The organism is Nocardiopsis oceanisediminis (assembly GCF_048595525.1).
In the GTDB taxonomy this organism is placed as follows: domain Bacteria; phylum Actinomycetota; class Actinomycetes; order Streptosporangiales; family Streptosporangiaceae; genus Nocardiopsis_A; species Nocardiopsis_A oceanisediminis.
The window spans coordinates 2,499,829-2,515,605 of record NZ_JAFMZJ010000001.1; the positions used below are offsets into that span (position 1 = coordinate 2,499,829).

The following is a 15,777-nucleotide window of genomic DNA, read 5'->3' on the forward strand; positions in this document are numbered from 1 at the left end:
GCCGTTCCGGCCGGCCCGGAACGGCGGGACCGGTGCGGCGGGGGACGGGTCCGGCCGATGCGGCCCGGGTACGACATGTCGTAGTAGTGGGATTACCCTGGTGCCCGGTGGTGGACGCGCACGGCCCCCGCCCTCCCCGGCCGCTGCGGAGCCGCCCACCGGGCCCGCCCCAGGGCTCCGGGGAAGGGGCGGAGCGGTGCGGCGGACGCCGCCGGTTCCGACAGCAGGCAATCCCGACCACGACGGAGTGGCACCCGTGGCTCCCCCTGAGACCCGGCAGAGCGGCGGCGCGCGCGGGCGCGGCGTCGAGACGGCCGCCATCATCGCGGTGACCGCGGCCGCGGTCTGCGCGATCACCCTGATCATCGCCCTGGTGGCCGGCGGCGCGGTCACCGCGCAGGTCATCCCCGGCCTGCCGGACGCAGGCTCGCTGACCCGGTGGGGCCTGCCCGTCTCCCGGGTGCTCGGCAACCTGGCCGGGGCGCTCACCGTCGGCCTGCTGCTGCTCGCCGCGGTCCTGCTGCCCTCCGCCAAGGGCGCGATCGGCTCCCAGGCCACCGGGTACGTGCGGGCCGCCTCCTGGACCGCCCTGGTGTGGGCGGCCGCCTCCGGCGCCCGGCTGGTCTTCGAACTCTCCAACATCATGGGCCAGGTGCCCTCGCAGATCATCGGCAACGAGCTCACCAGCTACGCCGGGCAGATCGCCGAGGGCCGCTCGCTGATGTTCGTGATCCTGCTGGCCACCGCGGTCGCGCTGTTCGGCCGCACGGTCGAGTCCGCGGCCGGCGCCATGCTGCTGCTCGGCGCCGCGCTGTTCGGCCTGCTGCCGCCCGCGCTGACCGGCCACGCCGCCGCCTCCGGCAACCACGAGCTGGCCGTCACCGGCCTGGCACTGCACCTGGTCGCGATCTCGGTGTGGGTCGGCGGCCTGGTCGCGGTCACCTTCCACGGCCTGCGCGCCGCCCCGGACGACGCGCCGGTCGCCGCCGAGCGGTTCAGCCGGATCGCGCTCTGGGCCTACATCGGCGTCGCGATCAGCGGCACGGCCAGCGCGCTCAGCCGGCTCTACGGCCTCGAGCAGCTCTTCACCACGCCCTACGGGCTGATCATGCTCACCAAGATCGCGCTGTTCGCGCTGCTCGGCGCGATCGGCTGGGCGCACCGCCGCCGCACCGTGCACCGGATCGGGGAGGGCGCCGGGCGGCTGCTCTTCGCCCGGCTGGCCGGGGTGGAGATCGCGGTGATGGGCGCCGTGATGGGGCTGTCCACCGCGCTCAGCCGCACCGCGCCGCCGCCGGTCGACGAGAGCGCCGTCGACCCGGCCACCGCCATCCTCGGCTTCCCGGTCCCGCCGCCGATGAGCGTTGGGACGCTGCTCACCCTGTGGCGGCCGGACCTGTTCTTCATCATGCTGGCGGTGGTGCTCGGCGGGCTGTACGCGGCCGGGGTGGTCCGGCTCCGCCGTCGCGGCGACTCCTGGCCGTGGGTCCGGGTGGTCTCCTGGTACGCCGGCCTGGCGGTCATCGTCGCGTCGCTGCTCAGCGGGTTCGCCACCTACGCCATGGTGCTGTTCAGCTCGCACATGCTGCAGCACATGGCGATCTCCATGCTGGTCCCGGTGCTGCTGGTGCTGGGCGGGCCGGTGACCCTGGCGCTGCGCGCGCTCAAGCCGGCCGCCCGCCGCGGCGACCGGGGGCCGCGCGAGTGGATCAACGCCTTCCTGCAGAGCCGCTTCTCGCACATCGCCACGCACCCGGCGGTGGCCACCGCGCTGTTCGTGCTCAGCCCGTACGCGCTCTACTTCTCCCCGCTGTTCGGCACGCTCATGAACAACCACACCGGGCACCTGTTCATGAACGTGCACTTCCTGCTCTCCGGGTTCCTCTTCTACTGGATCATCATCGGCGTCGACCCGGGCCCGCGGAAGATGCCCTACCTGCTGCGCATCGTCCTGCTCCTGCTGGCCATGGGCATGCACGCCTTCCTCGGCATCGGCATCATGATGCAGTCGGAGCCGATCGCGATGGACTACTACGGCAACTTCGACATCCCGTGGAGCGAGGACGTCGGCGACGACCAGTACCGGGGCGGCGGCATCGCCTGGGCGGTGGGCGAGATCCCCACCCTGCTCGTCACCATCGCGCTGGTCCGGCAGTGGGCCAAGGACGAGGAGCGCACCGAGCGGCGCCGCGAGCGGCACAGCAGGCGCGGCGGCTCCGACGATGCCGACCTCGACGCCTACAACGCCTACCTGCAGGAGCTGGAGCGCCGCTCCAAGCGGCAGGAGGGCTGAGCCGGCCCGGCCCGGGGCTTCTGCGCCTGGCAGAAACCCTGGAACCGGGCGGCCCCGGTGCGGTTTCCTCGTCCCATGACCAGACGAGGAATCCGGTTCGGCGTCAACTTCCGGGGCGCCGACCTCGCAGAGTGGCCGCGGTACTGCCGGGAGACCGAGCGGATGGGCTACGACGTGCTGCTCGCCCCCGACCACCTCGGCCACCCGGCGCCGTTCGGGATGCTGGCCGCGGCGGCCGCCGCCACCGAGCGGATCCGGCTCGGCACCATGGTGGTCAACAACGAGTTCTGGAACCCGGCGCTGCTCGCCCGGGAGGCCGCCACCGTGGACCGGCTCTCCCGAGGGCGGCTCGAACTCGGCGTCGGCCTGGGGCACATGAAGTCGGAGTCGGAGACCGCGGGCATCCCCTGGCGCGGCCACGCCGACCGGCTGGCCGCGCTGGAGCAGGCCCTGGACGGGCTGGACCGGTTCCTCGCCGACGGCGGGCCGGGCCACGGCCCGGTGCAGCGCCCCCGACCGCCGCTGCTCATCGGCGGCCACGGGGAGGGCACCCTCCGGCTGGCCGCCCGCCGCGCCGACATCATCGGCTTCGGCGGCCTGGTGCAGCGCCGCGGCGCGCCGATGGGCACCTTCCGGGTGGAGGGCCCGGAGGACATGCTGCGCCGCGTCGGCTTCGTCCGCGAGCAGACCGGCGAGCGCCTCCCCGGCCTGGAGTTCAACATCCTGGTCCAGACCGTGGCCGTCACCGACGACGCGGAGCGGACCGCGGCCGGCCTCGCCGCGGAGTACGGTGCCGGATCCGGGCTGGAGACCGCGGAGGACGTCCTGGCCAGCCCGATCATCCTGGTGGGGACGGTCGGCGAGATCGCCGCGGAGATCATCGCCAACCGGGACCGCTACGGGTTCGGCTACGTGTGCACCCACGGCGAGCACCGGGACGCGCTCGCCCGGGTCATCCCGGAGGTGCGCCGCCTGGAGGAGGCGGGCGGCTGACCGCGCCGGCGGCCGGCCTCAGGGGACGAGCGCGGCGATGCCGGTCCCGACCAGCGCGAGCAGGGCGCAGCTGACCAGGCCGCCGATGAGCGGGACGGGGGAGAAGGGGGACGGCAGCGGGCCGGTCACCCCCTGCGCGGCCGCCGCGCGGCGCACCACCGCCGGCATCAGCGCCAGGTTCGCCGCGAAGATGATCACCTCGACGCCGAACGCGGTGGCCAGGGCCATCGCGAAGCCCTGCCCGGCGCCCAGCGCCTCGGCGGCGGCCAGGGCGGGGACGGCGACCAGCAGGACCGTGGAGGCGACGCCGAACACGGCGCGCAGCCCCGGGCCCTGGGAGCGGCCGGTGGTCAGCAGCATGAGGCCGAGCAGCGCCGCCAGCATGACGGCCCCGACGACCCCGAAGAGAACGATGTCGACCAGCGAATTCACTCCGACATTGTGTCAGCTCCGCGGAGCGCCGCCGCACCGGGAGCGGGCCGCGCGGATGTGAGGTCCGCGCCCCGCAGGGCCGGCGCCGGGCCGTGCGGCGGCGGTGCGGGGCGGTGCTCCCCGCCCCCGGCCGGGGACGCCCCGGGGCCGGGGGCGAACCGCATCCAGGCCAGCTCCCGCGCCCGGCGCCGGTCGATCGAGAGCAGGCTGCGCGCTCCCGGCACGAACGCCGTCGGCCCGTTCCGGGCGGCCGCGCGCAGCCGCCGCCAGCGCCGCGAGTGCGTCCGGTGGCTGCGCGCCGTCACCCGCCGCCCCCGGGCGTACTGCCCGCTCCGCGCCTCCTCCGGGGTGGCGTCGATCATCAGCACGTGCACCTCGTACCGGCGGAGCCGGCAGAGCAGGGCGAGCAGCACCCGGACCGGGCGCCGGGTCCCGCTCTCGTGCACCACCACCGGGTCGCCGCCGCGCAGCGCCGCGGCCACCCGGAGCAGGTGCAGCACGTGCACCACCCAGCGCCACAGCGGGTAGGGGATCCGGCCGAGCACCGGTCTCAGCCGGTAGCGCGACTGCAGCGAGTCGACCACCCGCACGCCGCCCTCGGCGACCACCGTCCCCGCCTCGTCCCCGCGGAGCCCGAACAGCCGCCGCAGCAGGGTGCTCTTCCCGGCCCCGGGCACCCCGGCGACCAGCACCAGCGACCGCCGGGGGTAGACCGCCCCGCGGCCCTCCGCCGCGGCGCGGCCGGCCGGGGGCCGCGAAGAGTGCGAGGGGGACGGCGGCGCCGGTCGGACCGGAGGGGGAAGAGGAGGGCTGGTCATGCCAGAGCTTATGCCCCGCCGCACTAAAGCAGGGGTTAAAGGGCGGGCGAGAGAGGTCTCACACGCCTTTCGGGAACTCCGCCCGGGCGGACCGCGCGCCCCCGGCCCCACCCGCCCCGGGCCGCCCGCCGACACCGAGGCGCCCGTTCCCACCTGCAGCGGCCTCCGATCAGGCCGCCCCGCCCGCGGCTTCGCGGCGGGCGCCGCGGGGCGGGCGGAAGGGCGCGCCCCCGGACGGCGGAAGAGAAAAAGGGTTTCGGTCGGCGCGAAGACCGGCCCCGGCCCGGGCGGAGTCCGCGCACGCGCCCGCGGACGCCGCTCAGCCGGTCTGCTCCAGGCGGGAGCCGGAGGGGGACTTGAGCACCCGGAGCTTCGCCGGGATGCGGGAGCGGAGGTCGGCGACATGGCTGACCACGCCCACCGCGCGGCCGCCGTCGCGGAGCCGGTCCAGGACGTCCAGCACCTCCTCCAGGGTCTCCTCGTCCAGGGTGCCGAAGCCCTCGTCGATGAAGAGGGTGCCGATGTCGGTGCCGCCGGACTCCTCGCCCGCCACGTCGGCCAGCCCCAGGGCCAGCGCCAGCGAGGCGATGAACGTCTCGCCGCCGGACAGGGTGGCCGGGTCGCGCTCCTGGCCGGTCCAGGCGTCGATGACGCGCAGCCCCAGGCCGCCGCCGGAGCGGGTGCGGTCCCCGGCCGCCTTGTCCACGGTGTGCCGGAGCTCGTAGCGCCGCCCCGACATGGTGGCGAGCCGGTCGTTGGCGGCGGCCACCACCAGCTCCAGCCGGGCGGCCAGCACGTAGGAGGAGAGCGGGACGCTCTCCCGGTTGGCCGGGGAGGTCCCCGCGGCCAGCCGGGCCAGGCCGTCGGCGACCCGGTGCCGCTCCCGGGCCGGCCGGGAACCGGTGAGCCGCCGGTCCAGCTCGGCACGGAGGTCGGCCAGGTCCCGGGCGCGCCGCTGCAGGCGGTCCCGCCAGGACACGGCGTGGTCGGCGGCGGCCTCGGCGGCCTCCAGGGCGGCCCGCAGCGCCGCGGCATCGGGCTCGGGGGCGGCCCAGGCCTCGGCGGTGGCGGGGTCGGCCAGCACCGCGCGGACCGCGGCCAGCTCGTCGTCGTGGCCGCGGGCGCGCTCCCGGACGGCCCGGCGCTCGGCCTCGGTCCGCTCGGCGGCCCGCACCGCGGCGGCGTCGGGGAACCCGGCCTCCTCGCGGGCGCGCCGCGCCTCGGCCTCGGCGTCGTGCAGCTCGCCGGCGGCGGCGGTGCGCCGGTCCAGCGCCTCGGCGGCCGCGTGCAGCAGCCCGGCCTCCTCCTCCAGGCGGGCCACCCGGGCGGGCAGGTCCGGGTCGTCCCCCCGGGCGGCGTCCAGCCGGGCGGCGATCCGCTCGGCCTCGGCGCCGCGCGCGGCGCGCCGCTCGGTGAGCTCGGCCAGCTCCCGGTCGAGCCGGGCCTCCTCCGCGCGGACTCGCTCCAGCTCGGCGTCGAGCGCGGCGATCCGCTCCGCGGTCCGGGCGGCCTGCGCCGCGGCGGCCTCCAGCTCGTCCAGCGCGGCGCGGCGGGTGCGCACCCGCTCCTCGGCGCCCTGCGCGTCCAGCCCGCCGGCCAGCTCCCGCGCGGCGGCCAGCCGCTCGGTCAGGGAGGACTCCAGCCGCTCGGCCTCGGCGCGGCCGGAGTCCGCCGCGTCCGAGCGCGCCTGGGCCCGCTCCTCGTCCTCGGGGGAGGGGCGGCTCGGCCCGCCCTCGGCGGGCGCGGGGTGCTCCACCGAGCCGCAGACCGGGCACGGGGAGCCGGAGCCCAGCTCGGCGGCGAGCTCGGCGGCCATCCCCTCGATCCGCAGCCGCCGCAGGTCGAGCAGGGCGTCCCGGGCGGCCTGGGCGGCGTCCACCGCCGCGGTGCGGCGCCGCACCGCCTCGGCCAGCTCGGCGGAGAGGCGCTCGGTGTCGGCGGCCGCCCGGTGCCGGCGCCGGGCCGCCTCCAGCGCCTCGACCGCGGCCTCGCGCGGGCCGGTGCGGGCGCGGAGCTCCTCGAGCCCGGCGGCGAGTTCGGCGCGGCGGCCGGGGAGCTCGGCGGTCCGGGCGGCCAGCCGCTCCCGGTCCCGGCGGGCCCCGGCGGCCCGCCCGTCCAGCCCGCGGACCTCGCCGCGCAGCGCGGTGAGCCGCTCGGCGTCGTCCAGCAGGTGCTTCAGCCGGGCGATCTCGTCCCGGCGGCCCCGCTCGGCGGTGCGCAGCCGGTCGGCGTCGGAGGCCGGCACGGACCCGGCGGGCTCCGCCGCCGGGCGGGGCTCCGGGGCGCCGGCGAGACCGCCGGCCAGGGAGGTCCGCTCCGCCGCGGCGAGCTCGGCCTTCTCCAGCTCCACCCGCCGGTTCTCGGCGGCGCGGAGCAGCGGCGCGACCGGGGCGGCGCGCTCCGCGGCGGCGAGTTCGGCGTCCCAGGCGGCGCGCTCGGCGGCGCGGGCGGCCAGCTCGGCCTCGCGGGCGGCGGCCGCGGCCCGCCGCCGGCGCCTCTCCAGCACCGACCGGCCCTGCTCCAGGGCGGTGCGGGCGCGGTCCCGGGCGGCCACCGCGCCGGCGGTGATCGGGGCGGCGTCGCGGGCGTCGGCGGCGGTGGCGGAGGCCAGCTCGGCGGCCCACGGGACGAGGGAGTCCGGGTCCTCCTCGGCCGCCTCGGGCAGCGGGCTCCGGGCCGCCTCCGCGAGCAGCCGGGCGGTGTTCAGCACCGAGGCCTCGGCGCTCCCGGCGGCGCGGCCGAGCGCGGCGGAGTGCTCGGCCAGCCACTTCTCCACGTCGGTGAAGACGCCGGTGCCGAAGATCTGCTCCAGGGAGTCGCGGCGCTCCCGGGCGGGGGCGCGCAGGAACCGGGCGAACTCGCCCTGCGGCAGCAGGACCACCTGGCAGAACTGCTTGAGGTTGACCCCGAGCAGGTCGGAGACGAACTGGCCGGCCTCGTCCGGGCGGAGGGTGATCGGCCGCCAGGTGCCGCCGGTGTACTCGGCGACGGTGACCTTGGCCTTCTCCTCGGTGGTGCCGGAGCCGCGCTTCTTCGGCCGGCGCCAGGCGGGCGAGCGGGTGATGCGCAGCCGGCGGCCGCGCACGGTGAACTCCAGCGCCGCCTCGGGCCGGAGCGAGGGCGGGGCGTGCGTGCTCTGCAGCGACCGGGCGGCGCCGCGCACCCCGGGGACCCCGCCGTACAGGGCGAAGCAGACGGCGTCCAGCACCGAGGTCTTCCCGGCGCCGGTGGGGCCGTGCACCAGGAACAGCCCGGCGGCGCCGAGCCGGTCGAAGTCGACCTCCTCGGCGCCGGCGAACGGGCCGAAGGCCTGGACGGTGAGGCTGTGCAGCCGCATCAGGCGGAGGCCTCCCTGATCCGCAGCTCCTCCAGCGCGGTGCGGACCAGCGCCCGCTCCTCGCCGGAGGCGGGGGCGCCGCGCGCCCAGTCGACGAAGTCGAACACCAGGTCGGGCTCGGTCCGGTCGGCGGGGCGGGCCCACGGCCGGTCGCCCGGGTCCGGGGCGCCCTCCGGTTCGAAGACCAGGTGCAGGGTGTGCGGGAAGCGCTCGCGGATCCGCTCCATGGGCCGCTCCGGGCGGACCGGGTCGGTCAGCGCGACCTCCAGCCAGTGCCCGGTGCGCGGTTCCAGCGCGGGGTCGGCGAGCAGGTCCTCCAGCCGGCCGGAGACCCGGGAGACCGGGCGCTCCACCGGGGCCTCGGCGAACTCGGCGCGCACCGCGCCGCCCCGGTCCAGCTCCACGATCCAGGAGCCCTTCACCTGGTGCTCCTCGGAGAAGGAGTAGGCGATCGGGGAGCCGGAGTAGCGGACCCGCTCCGACATGCGCTGGCGGCCGTGCAGGTGGCCCAGGGCGACGTAGTCCGCCCCGTCGTAGAGCGACGCGGGCACGTGCGACGCCCCGCCGACGGAGATGTCCCGCTCGCTGTCGGAGGGGGCGCCGCCGGTGACGAAGGCGTGCGAGAGCACCACCGAGCGGGTGCCGGCCGGGCGGGCGGCCAGGTCGGCGCGGACCAGGTCCATGGCGTGGCCGAGGACGGCGGGGTGGCCGCGCTCGGAGAGCCCCCAGTGCGGGCGGGCGAGCTCCGGCTCGAGGTAGGGGATGCCGTAGAAGGCGACCGGGCCGTGCCCGTCCTCGACCAGCACCGGGGAGCCGATGCCCTCCAGGGAGCTGCGCAGGTGCACGCCGGCGGCGTCGATCAGCCCGGAGCCGTAGTCGAGCCGGACCATGGAGTCGTGGTTCCCGCTGATCAGCACGGCCCGGGCGCCGGTGTCCCGGATGCGGCGCAGCGCCTCGTCCAGCAGCCGGACCGCGTCGACCGGGGGGAGGGCGCGGTCGTAGAGGTCCCCGGCGACCGCGACCACGTCGACCCGCTCGGCGCGGACCGTCTCCACCAGGTGGTCGATGAAGGCGGCCTGGGCCCCGAGCAGGCTCTCCCGGTGGAAGGTGCGCCCCAGGTGCCAGTCGGAGGTGTGCAAGATCCGCATGATCCGCGAGCGTACTGCAGTTCCGCCCGTCCCGGCGGGGAACCCGGGGCCCTGCGGGCGGCGGGCGGTGCGGGGGCGGGACGCCGCCCGGCGCCCCGCCCCCGCCGGCGGGCTCAGCCGGTCAGCCGGGCCATCGTCAGGCCGTCGCCGATGGGCAGCAGGACCACCTCGACCCGCTCGTCGGCGAGGACGTGGTCGTTGAAGTCGCGGATGCCCTGCACCGCGGCGGAGGTCTCGGCCGGGTCGACGACGCGCCCGTGCGAGAGGGTGTTGTCGGCGAGCAGCACGCCGCCCGGCCGCATCCGGGGGAGCAGCTCCTCCCAGTAGCCGATGTAGCCGCTCTTGTCGGCGTCGATGAAGGCCAGGTCGAACGCGTGCCCGGAGGGCAGCGCGCGCAGGGTCTCCAGGGCCGGGCCGATCCGCAGGTCGATGCGGCCGGACAGCCCCGCGCGCTCCCAGTAGCGGCGGGCGATGCCGGTCCACTCCTCGCTGATGTCGCAGGCGAGCAGCGCGCCGGGGGAGTCCGGCAGGGCGCGGGCCAGGCAGATCGAGGAGTAGCCGGTGAAGGTGCCGATCTCGACGGCGCTCCGCGCGCCGAGGACCTGCGCCAGCATGGTCATGAACCGCCCCTGCTCGGGGCCGATCTGCATGCCGGCCTGCTCGGGGAGGGCGCGCAGCGTCTCCTCGGCGAGGTCGCGCAGGACCGGGTCGACCGGTGTGCTGTGCGCGACCAGGTAGTCGTGGAGCTCGGGCGTCATGGACTCGGTGGTTCTCGTCACAGGGGCAATGCTAGCCCCGCGCGGCGCACCGGTCCCGGGACGGCGCTCCCCGGCGCCGCCGGGGTCAGACCTCGGGCAGCAGCTCCGGCCAGTCGAACAGGTAGAAGGCGTAGATGACGATGGCGATGGTCAGCCCGGGGGTGACCACGTTCCGCTCGATCTTGCCGTCGGTCTTGAAGCCGATGTTCTGGCCGACCCGGTAGCCGGTGAACGGCCACAGCAGCGGGACGCCCATGTGCGTGGCCATGTCGCCGATGAAGTGCAGCAGGCAGCCGAAGGCCACCGCGGCGCCCATCCAGGTGTAGTCGGTGCCGGCGCTGTACAGCGAGAGCGTGACGCCCGCGGTGAGCAGCGCGTTGATCACCCCGGCCGCGGTGCGGTTCTTGTCCAGGCCCAGTCCCAGGCCGTTGAAGGCGATGCCGACCAGCAGGAACACGAAGATCTGCACGGCCATTTCGGACCAGAGCGCCAGGCCCTGCGCGACGGCGCCCATGAGCGCGGCGAACAGCAGCGAGTGGGTGCCGTTGCGGTGGCCGCCGAAGACCCAGTTCATGAAGGCGCCCAGGGTCTGGGTGAAGGCCCCGTAGGTCTGGGTGATGGTGGCGCTCTTGTGGTCGAGGTCGGGGATGAGCGCGGCGCCCGCGCACACCAGCGCGCCCGCGATGATCTCGCCGGGACCCATGTGGAAGGTGGTGCCGAGTATTTCGGCGCCGTCCAGCAGAGGAACGACAGCCATCCAGCCGACCGCGCCGCTCAGCGCGTGAGAGTGCCCCATCATGAGCGGAAACGGTAGCGGCCGTCCGCATTTCTGGCGAATCACGGCCGATTATGGCGATTCTTCGGCGGTGTTTCCGTACGGCTGAATCCGCGCACCGGAATGATAGACCCGCGGCGCGGGGAACGGGGGAGAAGGATCGTGAACATCCTGTGACGAGGCGGGTGTAAGTCGTTGACGCTTTTCTGTGCACGCTGGTAGACAACCAACCTAACGGGTTTGAGGTCCCCCCGTTTTCCCAGCGTGAAGAGGGGTTGCCGACCATGTCCACCGTAATCCCCCCGACCGCGCCCCCTCCGGGCGCGGACGGTGTGCCGGGCGCACCCCGCGTGCGCCGGCGCGCCGCCATGAGACTCCTCGCCGGCGCCGCCTCCCTCGGCCTGGCCGGCGCCCTGCTGCCCGCCGGGGCCGCCGCGGCCGAAGCCGAGCAGGACACCATGACCGTCGCGGTCTCCCAGCCGGTCGACTCGCTGAGCCCCTTCCTCGCCCAGCGCCTGATCAGCACCAGCGTGCACAAGATGGTCTACGAGGGCCTCGTCGGCTACGACCCGGAGACCAACGAGCCCCACCCCATGCTCGCGGAGTCCTGGGAGCCCTCCGAGGACGGGCTCACCTGGACCTACACCCTCCGCGAGGGGATGAAGTGGAGCGACGGGGAGCCGATCACCGCCGATGACGCCGCCTGGACCTTCACCACGATGATGGAGGACTCCGCCGCGGCCACCGCCAACGGCAACTACGTGGAGAACTTCGAGAAGGCCGAGGCGCTCGACGAGCGCACCCTGGAGGTCGCCCTCAAGGAGCCCCAGGCCACCATGCTCTCCATGGACGTGCCGATCCTCCCCGAACACGTCTGGTCCGAGGTCGGCGACTACGGCGACTTCAACAACGACGAAGAGTTCCCGGTGGTCGGCAGCGGGCCGTTCACCATCACCGGGTACGAGCCCAACCAGTCGGTCACCATCGAGGCCAACCCCGAGTACTACGGCGGCGCCCCGGAGTTCGAGAAGGTCGTCTTCCGCTACTTCGCCGACCAGGACGCGCAGGTCGAGGCGTTGCGCAAGGGCGAGGTCTCGCTGGTCTCCGGCCTCACCCCGGCCCAGGCCGACTCGCTGGAGGGCCAGGAGGGCATCACCGTCAACAAGGCCAGCGGCAAGCGCTTCCAGGCGTTCACCGTCAACCCCGGCGCCGAGACCCAGGACGGCGAGGAGTTCGGCGACGGCCACCCCGCGCTGGAGGACAAGACCCTGCGCCAGGCCATCATGATGGCCATCGACAAGCAGGAGCTGGTCGACACCGCCTACGGCGGCTACGCCGAGCCGGCCGAGGGCTACATCCCCTCCCGCTACCCGGACTACTACTGGGAGCCCGAGGGCGACGACCGGCTCCCCTTCGACCCCGGCGCCGCCAACGCGATGCTGGACGAGGCCGGCTACGAGAAGGGCGAGGACGGGGTCCGCGAGTCCCCCGACGGCGACCGGCTCGAACTGCGCATGCACACGCACAACGACCGGCCGGACTACGTCGCCATGGCGCCGATCATCGTGGAGCGGCTCGCCGACATCGGCGTCAAGGTGGAGAACAAGGAGGTCGACCCCGGTGTGCTCAGCGACGCGCTGCACAGCGGCGAGTACGACCTCATCTGGACCGGCTGGTCGGTCAACCCCGACCCGGACTACGTGCTGGGCATCCACACCTGCGACGCGCTGCCCGAGGAGCCGGGCACGATGCGCGGCGACGCCTACTTCTGCGACGAGGAGTACGACGAGCTCTACGCCGAGCAGCTCGCCGCCTACGACGACCCGGAGGGGCGGGCCGGGACCATCAAGCGGATGCAGGCCATCCTCTACGACGAGGCCGTGGTCGACGTGCTGACCTACGCCGACACCCTGGAGGCCTACCGCTCCGACCAGATCGCCTCGATGCAGCCCCAGCCGGACCCCGGCGGCAACCTGTGGGGCCAGGACGGCCACTGGAGCTTCTCCGGCGCGGTCCCGGCCGAGGGCACCTCCGGCGGCGCCGGCCTGTCCGGCGGCGCGATCGCCGGTATCGCCGCGGCCGTGGTGCTGGTCGTCGGCGGGGCCGTGTTCCTGCTGGTGCGGCGCCGCTCGGCGACCGCAGACGACCGCGAATAGCCGAGGCGGCCGCGAACGACTCGGCCGCGCGCCCCGCCCGGCCCCGCCGGGGGCCGGGCGGGCCCGAGTGAAAGGCCTCCGTTGACCGATACCCAGACCGCCGGGGCGGCGCCGCCCGCCCCGGACGCCGCGCCCGGCCCCCGGCCCAGGGCCGGCCGCGTCCTGCGCTACCTGGGCGGCCGCCTGCTGACCGCCGCGGTCTCCCTGGCCGCGGTGATGGTCACCTCGTTCTTCCTCTTCCGCATCCTGCCCGGCGACCCGGTCGCCGCGATGACCGAGGGCCGCGAGGTCAGCGTCGAGCAGATGGAGGCGCTGCGCCGCGAGTTCGGCCTGGACCAGCCGCTGTGGCAGCAGTTCCTCGACTACTGCGCGCGGATGCTCCGCTTCGACCTCGGCGTCTCCTACGAGTTCCACCGCCCGGTGGCCGAGCTGGTGGCCGAGCGGATCGGCCCCACCGTGCTGCTGGCCGGCACCGGCACCCTGATCGCCGCCGTGCTCGGCCTGGTGCTGGGCACCCGGGCCGCCTGGCGCCGCGGCTCGGCCGGCGACCGGGTCGGCTCCGCGGTCGCCCTGCTGCTCTGGTCGGTGCCGTCGTTCTGGCTGGGCCTGCTGCTCATCGTGGTGCTGGCCTCCGGGACCGGCTGGCTGCCCGGCCTCTTCCCCACCTCCGGGATGGTCTCGCCGGGCACCGCCGGCGCGCTGGACACCGCGGTCGACGTCGCCCACCACATGGTGCTGCCGGTGGCCACCATGGTGGCCGTGGTCTACGCCCAGTACCTGATGATCATGCGCTCCTCGGTGCTGGACGAGATGGGCGCGGACTACCTCACCACCGCGCGGGCCAAGGGGCTCCGCGACGACCTGGTGCTGCGCCGGCACGCGGTGCCCAACGCGCTGCTGCCCACCGTCACCCTGATCTTCCTCAACCTCGGCCGGGTCTTCGGCGGCGTCATCCTCATCGAGACCGTCTTCGCCTGGCCCGGCCTGGGGTCGCTGTTCTACTCCGGGCTCAAGGTGCCCGACCTGCCGCTGGTGCAGGCGCTGTTCGTCATCTTCGCGAGCGCGGTGATCATCATGAACCTCCTGGCCGACCTGGTCTACCCGCTCCTCGACCCGCGGGTGCGGACGTGACCGCCCCGGCGGCGTCGCGCCGCGCGGTGGTCCGGGCCCGCCGCCGGGCGGCCCTGCGGAAGTACGCCCGCTCCTACGCGGAGAACAGGGCCGGGCTGTTCGGCCTGGCCGCGCTGGTGCTCGCGGTCCTGGTCGCGGCGGCCGCCCCGCTGTTCATCCCGCCCGAGGCGCTCAGCGTCACCGGTGCCCCGGGCGAGCGGTTCGAGCGGCCGAGCGCGGAGTTCCCGCTGGGCACCGACACCTTCGGCCGCTCCGTGCTCGACCTGGTGGTCTGGGGCGCGCGGATCTCGCTGACGGTCGGCTTCCTCGCCGCGTTCGTCTCGGTCGCCCTGGGCACCGTGATCGGCGTCATCGCGGGCCACTTCGGCGGCCTGGCCTCCAACGTGCTGATGCGGATCACCGACTGGTTCCTGGTGCTGCCCGCCCTGGTCATGGCGATCGCCCTGGCCGCGGTCCTGGAGCGCAGCACGCTCACCATCATCATCGCGATCGGCGTGACCTCCTGGCCGTCCACCGCCCGCATCGTCCGCGCGCAGACGCTGTCGGTGGAGGCCCGGCCCTACATCGAGCGGGCCCGCGCGCTCGGCGGCGGGCACCTGCACGTGATGCTCAGGCACGTGCTGCCCAACGTCATGCCGGTGGTGATCGCGCAGACCACGCTGCTGGTCGCGGAGGCGATCGTGATGGAGTCCACGCTCTCCTTCCTCGGCCTGGGCTCGCCGGGGGCGATCTCCTGGGGCGGCGTCCTGCAGGACGCCCGCAACGCCGGGGCGATCAGCTCCGGCATGTGGTGGTACATGGTCCCGCCGGGGCTGGCCATCGCCCTGGTCGCCCTCTCCTTCACGCTGTGCGGGCGCGCCCTGGAGGGCGTGTTCAACCCCAGGCTCCGGGAGCGCCGATGACCCTGCTCGAAGTCGAGGACCTGACCGTCTCCTACCGCATCGCCGGAGGCGAGGCGCCCGCGGTGCGCGGCGTCTCCTTCTCCGTGGAGCCCGGCAGCAAGCTGGGCGTGGCCGGGGAGTCCGGGTGCGGCAAGTCCACCGTCGCGCTGGCGCTGCTGCGGCTGCTGCCCAAGACCGCCCGGATCGGCGGGACCATCCGGGTGGACGGCGAGGACGTCATCGGGATGCGCTGGGGCCGGCTGCGCGCGGTGCGCTGGGCCGGCGCCTCCATCGTCTTCCAGGGCGCCATGCACTCGCTGAACGCGGTGCGCAGGGTCGGCGACCAGATCGCCGAGCCGATCCTGCTGCACGGCACCGCCCCCCGGGCGGAGGTCCCGGAGCGGGTCGGCGCGCTGCTGGAGCGGGTCGGCCTGCCCCGCTGGCGGGCCCGCTCCTACCCGCACGAGCTCTCCGGCGGCCAGCGCCAGCGGGTGATGATCGCGATGGCGCTGGCCTGCGAGCCGAAGCTGATCGTCGCCGACGAGCCCACCACCGCCCTGGACGTGATGATCCAGGCGCAGATCCTCCGGCTGATCGACGAGCTGGTCGGCGGGCAGGGCATCGGCATGCTGATGATCAGCCACGACCTGGCGGTACTGGCCGACACCTGCGACCGGCTGGCGGTGATGTACGCCGGCCGGATCGTCGAGGAGGGGCCGGCGGCCGCCGTCGTCGCCGACGCCCGGCACCCCTACGGCGCCGCGCTCAGCGCCGCCTTCCCCAGGATCGGCGACCCGGCGTCCCGCCGCGCCCCCCGCGGCCTGCCCGGCGACCCCCCGGACCCGGCCGACCTCCCCGGGGGCTGCTCGTTCCGCCCGCGCTGCCCGGTCGCCGAGGAGCGCTGCGCGGAGGTGGACCCCGTGCTGTACCCGGTGCCGGGCGGCCGCAGCGCCGCCTGCGTCAAGGTGCGGGCGGAGGAGCCGGCGTGACCCGCCGACCGCCGCGGGCGGTACGGCGGCCGGCCCGGTCCCCCTCCGGCTCCGGCGGGCCGGAGG

Annotated in this window: 12 protein-coding genes; 6 read left to right on the forward strand and 6 right to left on the reverse strand. The window is 75.4% G+C overall.

Features of this window, described 5'->3' with window-relative positions; translation table 11 throughout:
- Positions 1–256 precede the first annotated feature (256 nt).
- Together J0910_RS11140 and J0910_RS11145 are read left to right on the forward strand one after the other, a co-directional pair.
- Positions 257–2,293, forward strand: a complete 2,037-nt coding sequence (locus tag J0910_RS11140) for a bifunctional copper resistance protein CopD/cytochrome c oxidase assembly protein (protein WP_420158428.1) — start codon at positions 257–259, stop codon at positions 2,291–2,293.
- A 75-nt stretch (positions 2,294–2,368) separates the two neighbouring features.
- Positions 2,369–3,286 (forward strand): TIGR03621 family F420-dependent LLM class oxidoreductase, encoded by a 918-nt coding sequence (locus J0910_RS11145; protein ID WP_420158429.1) that lies wholly within the window; start codon positions 2,369–2,371, stop codon positions 3,284–3,286.
- Positions 3,287–3,304: 18 nt separating this feature from the next.
- Here J0910_RS11145 and J0910_RS11150 read toward each other — a convergent pair whose 3' ends face one another.
- The 6 genes from J0910_RS11150 to J0910_RS11175 all read right to left on the reverse strand — a co-directional run bounded on the left by J0910_RS11150 (position 3,305) and on the right by J0910_RS11175 (position 10,578).
- Positions 3,305–3,718: a hypothetical protein gene (locus tag J0910_RS11150; RefSeq protein ID WP_420158430.1), complete on the reverse strand. Its 414-nt coding sequence runs from the start codon at positions 3,716–3,718 to the stop codon at positions 3,305–3,307.
- Complete coding sequence (locus tag J0910_RS11155) at positions 3,715–4,536, reverse strand: AAA family ATPase (protein ID WP_420158431.1); 822 nt, start codon at positions 4,534–4,536, stop codon at positions 3,715–3,717. Before J0910_RS11155 ends, J0910_RS11150 begins: the two co-directional genes overlap by 4 nt.
- Before the next feature lie 319 nt (positions 4,537–4,855).
- Positions 4,856–7,873, reverse strand: coding sequence for an AAA family ATPase (locus J0910_RS11160; RefSeq protein WP_420158432.1), 3,018 nt, complete (start codon positions 7,871–7,873; stop codon positions 4,856–4,858).
- Positions 7,873–9,021: an exonuclease SbcCD subunit D gene (locus J0910_RS11165; protein WP_420158433.1), complete on the reverse strand. Its 1,149-nt coding sequence runs from the start codon at positions 9,019–9,021 to the stop codon at positions 7,873–7,875. The genes J0910_RS11160 and J0910_RS11165 overlap by 1 nt, the downstream gene beginning before the upstream one ends.
- Before the next feature lie 113 nt (positions 9,022–9,134).
- Positions 9,135–9,800 carry an O-methyltransferase gene (locus J0910_RS11170; protein ID WP_420158434.1) on the reverse strand — a complete coding sequence of 222 codons (666 nt, stop codon included), beginning with the start codon at positions 9,798–9,800 and terminating at the stop codon, positions 9,135–9,137.
- A 64-nt stretch (positions 9,801–9,864) separates the two neighbouring features.
- Positions 9,865–10,578: a metal-dependent hydrolase gene (locus J0910_RS11175; protein WP_420158435.1), complete on the reverse strand. Its 714-nt coding sequence runs from the start codon at positions 10,576–10,578 to the stop codon at positions 9,865–9,867.
- 260 nt (positions 10,579–10,838) lie between these two features.
- Between J0910_RS11175 and J0910_RS11180 the strand changes: the two genes are divergently transcribed.
- From J0910_RS11180 to J0910_RS11195, 4 genes are all read left to right on the forward strand, one after another.
- A complete protein-coding gene (locus J0910_RS11180) occupies positions 10,839–12,710 on the forward strand; it encodes an ABC transporter substrate-binding protein (protein WP_420158436.1) in 1,872 nt (623 codons plus the stop codon).
- 81 nt (positions 12,711–12,791) lie between these two features.
- Positions 12,792–13,841 carry an ABC transporter permease gene (locus tag J0910_RS11185; RefSeq protein ID WP_420158437.1) on the forward strand — a complete coding sequence of 350 codons (1,050 nt, stop codon included), beginning with the start codon at positions 12,792–12,794 and terminating at the stop codon, positions 13,839–13,841.
- Entirely contained in the window at positions 13,838–14,743 is a 906-nt protein-coding gene (locus J0910_RS11190) for an ABC transporter permease (protein WP_420158438.1), read from the forward strand. The genes J0910_RS11185 and J0910_RS11190 overlap by 4 nt, the downstream gene beginning before the upstream one ends.
- Positions 14,740–15,711, forward strand: coding sequence for an ABC transporter ATP-binding protein (locus tag J0910_RS11195; RefSeq protein WP_420158439.1), 972 nt, complete (start codon positions 14,740–14,742; stop codon positions 15,709–15,711). Before J0910_RS11190 ends, J0910_RS11195 begins: the two co-directional genes overlap by 4 nt.
- The last annotated feature ends 66 nt before the right edge of the window (positions 15,712–15,777 follow it).

Bases quoted from the DNA above. Each gene is read 5' to 3' on its own strand.
- J0910_RS11145 (WP_420158429.1), top strand. From the start codon at position 2,369: ATGACCAGACGAGGAATCCGGTTCGGCGTCAACTTCCGGGGCGCCGAC.
- J0910_RS11155 (WP_420158431.1), bottom strand. From the start codon at position 4,536: ATGACCAGCCCTCCTCTTCCCCCTCCGGTCCGACCGGCGCCGCCGTCC.
- J0910_RS11160 (WP_420158432.1), bottom strand. From the start codon at position 7,873: ATGCGGCTGCACAGCCTCACCGTCCAGGCCTTCGGCCCGTTCGCCGGC.
- J0910_RS11165 (WP_420158433.1), bottom strand. From the start codon at position 9,021: ATGCGGATCTTGCACACCTCCGACTGGCACCTGGGGCGCACCTTCCAC.
- J0910_RS11175 (WP_420158435.1), bottom strand. From the start codon at position 10,578: ATGATGGGGCACTCTCACGCGCTGAGCGGCGCGGTCGGCTGGATGGCT.
- J0910_RS11180 (WP_420158436.1), top strand. From the start codon at position 10,839: ATGTCCACCGTAATCCCCCCGACCGCGCCCCCTCCGGGCGCGGACGGT.
- J0910_RS11195 (WP_420158439.1), top strand. From the start codon at position 14,740: ATGACCCTGCTCGAAGTCGAGGACCTGACCGTCTCCTACCGCATCGCC.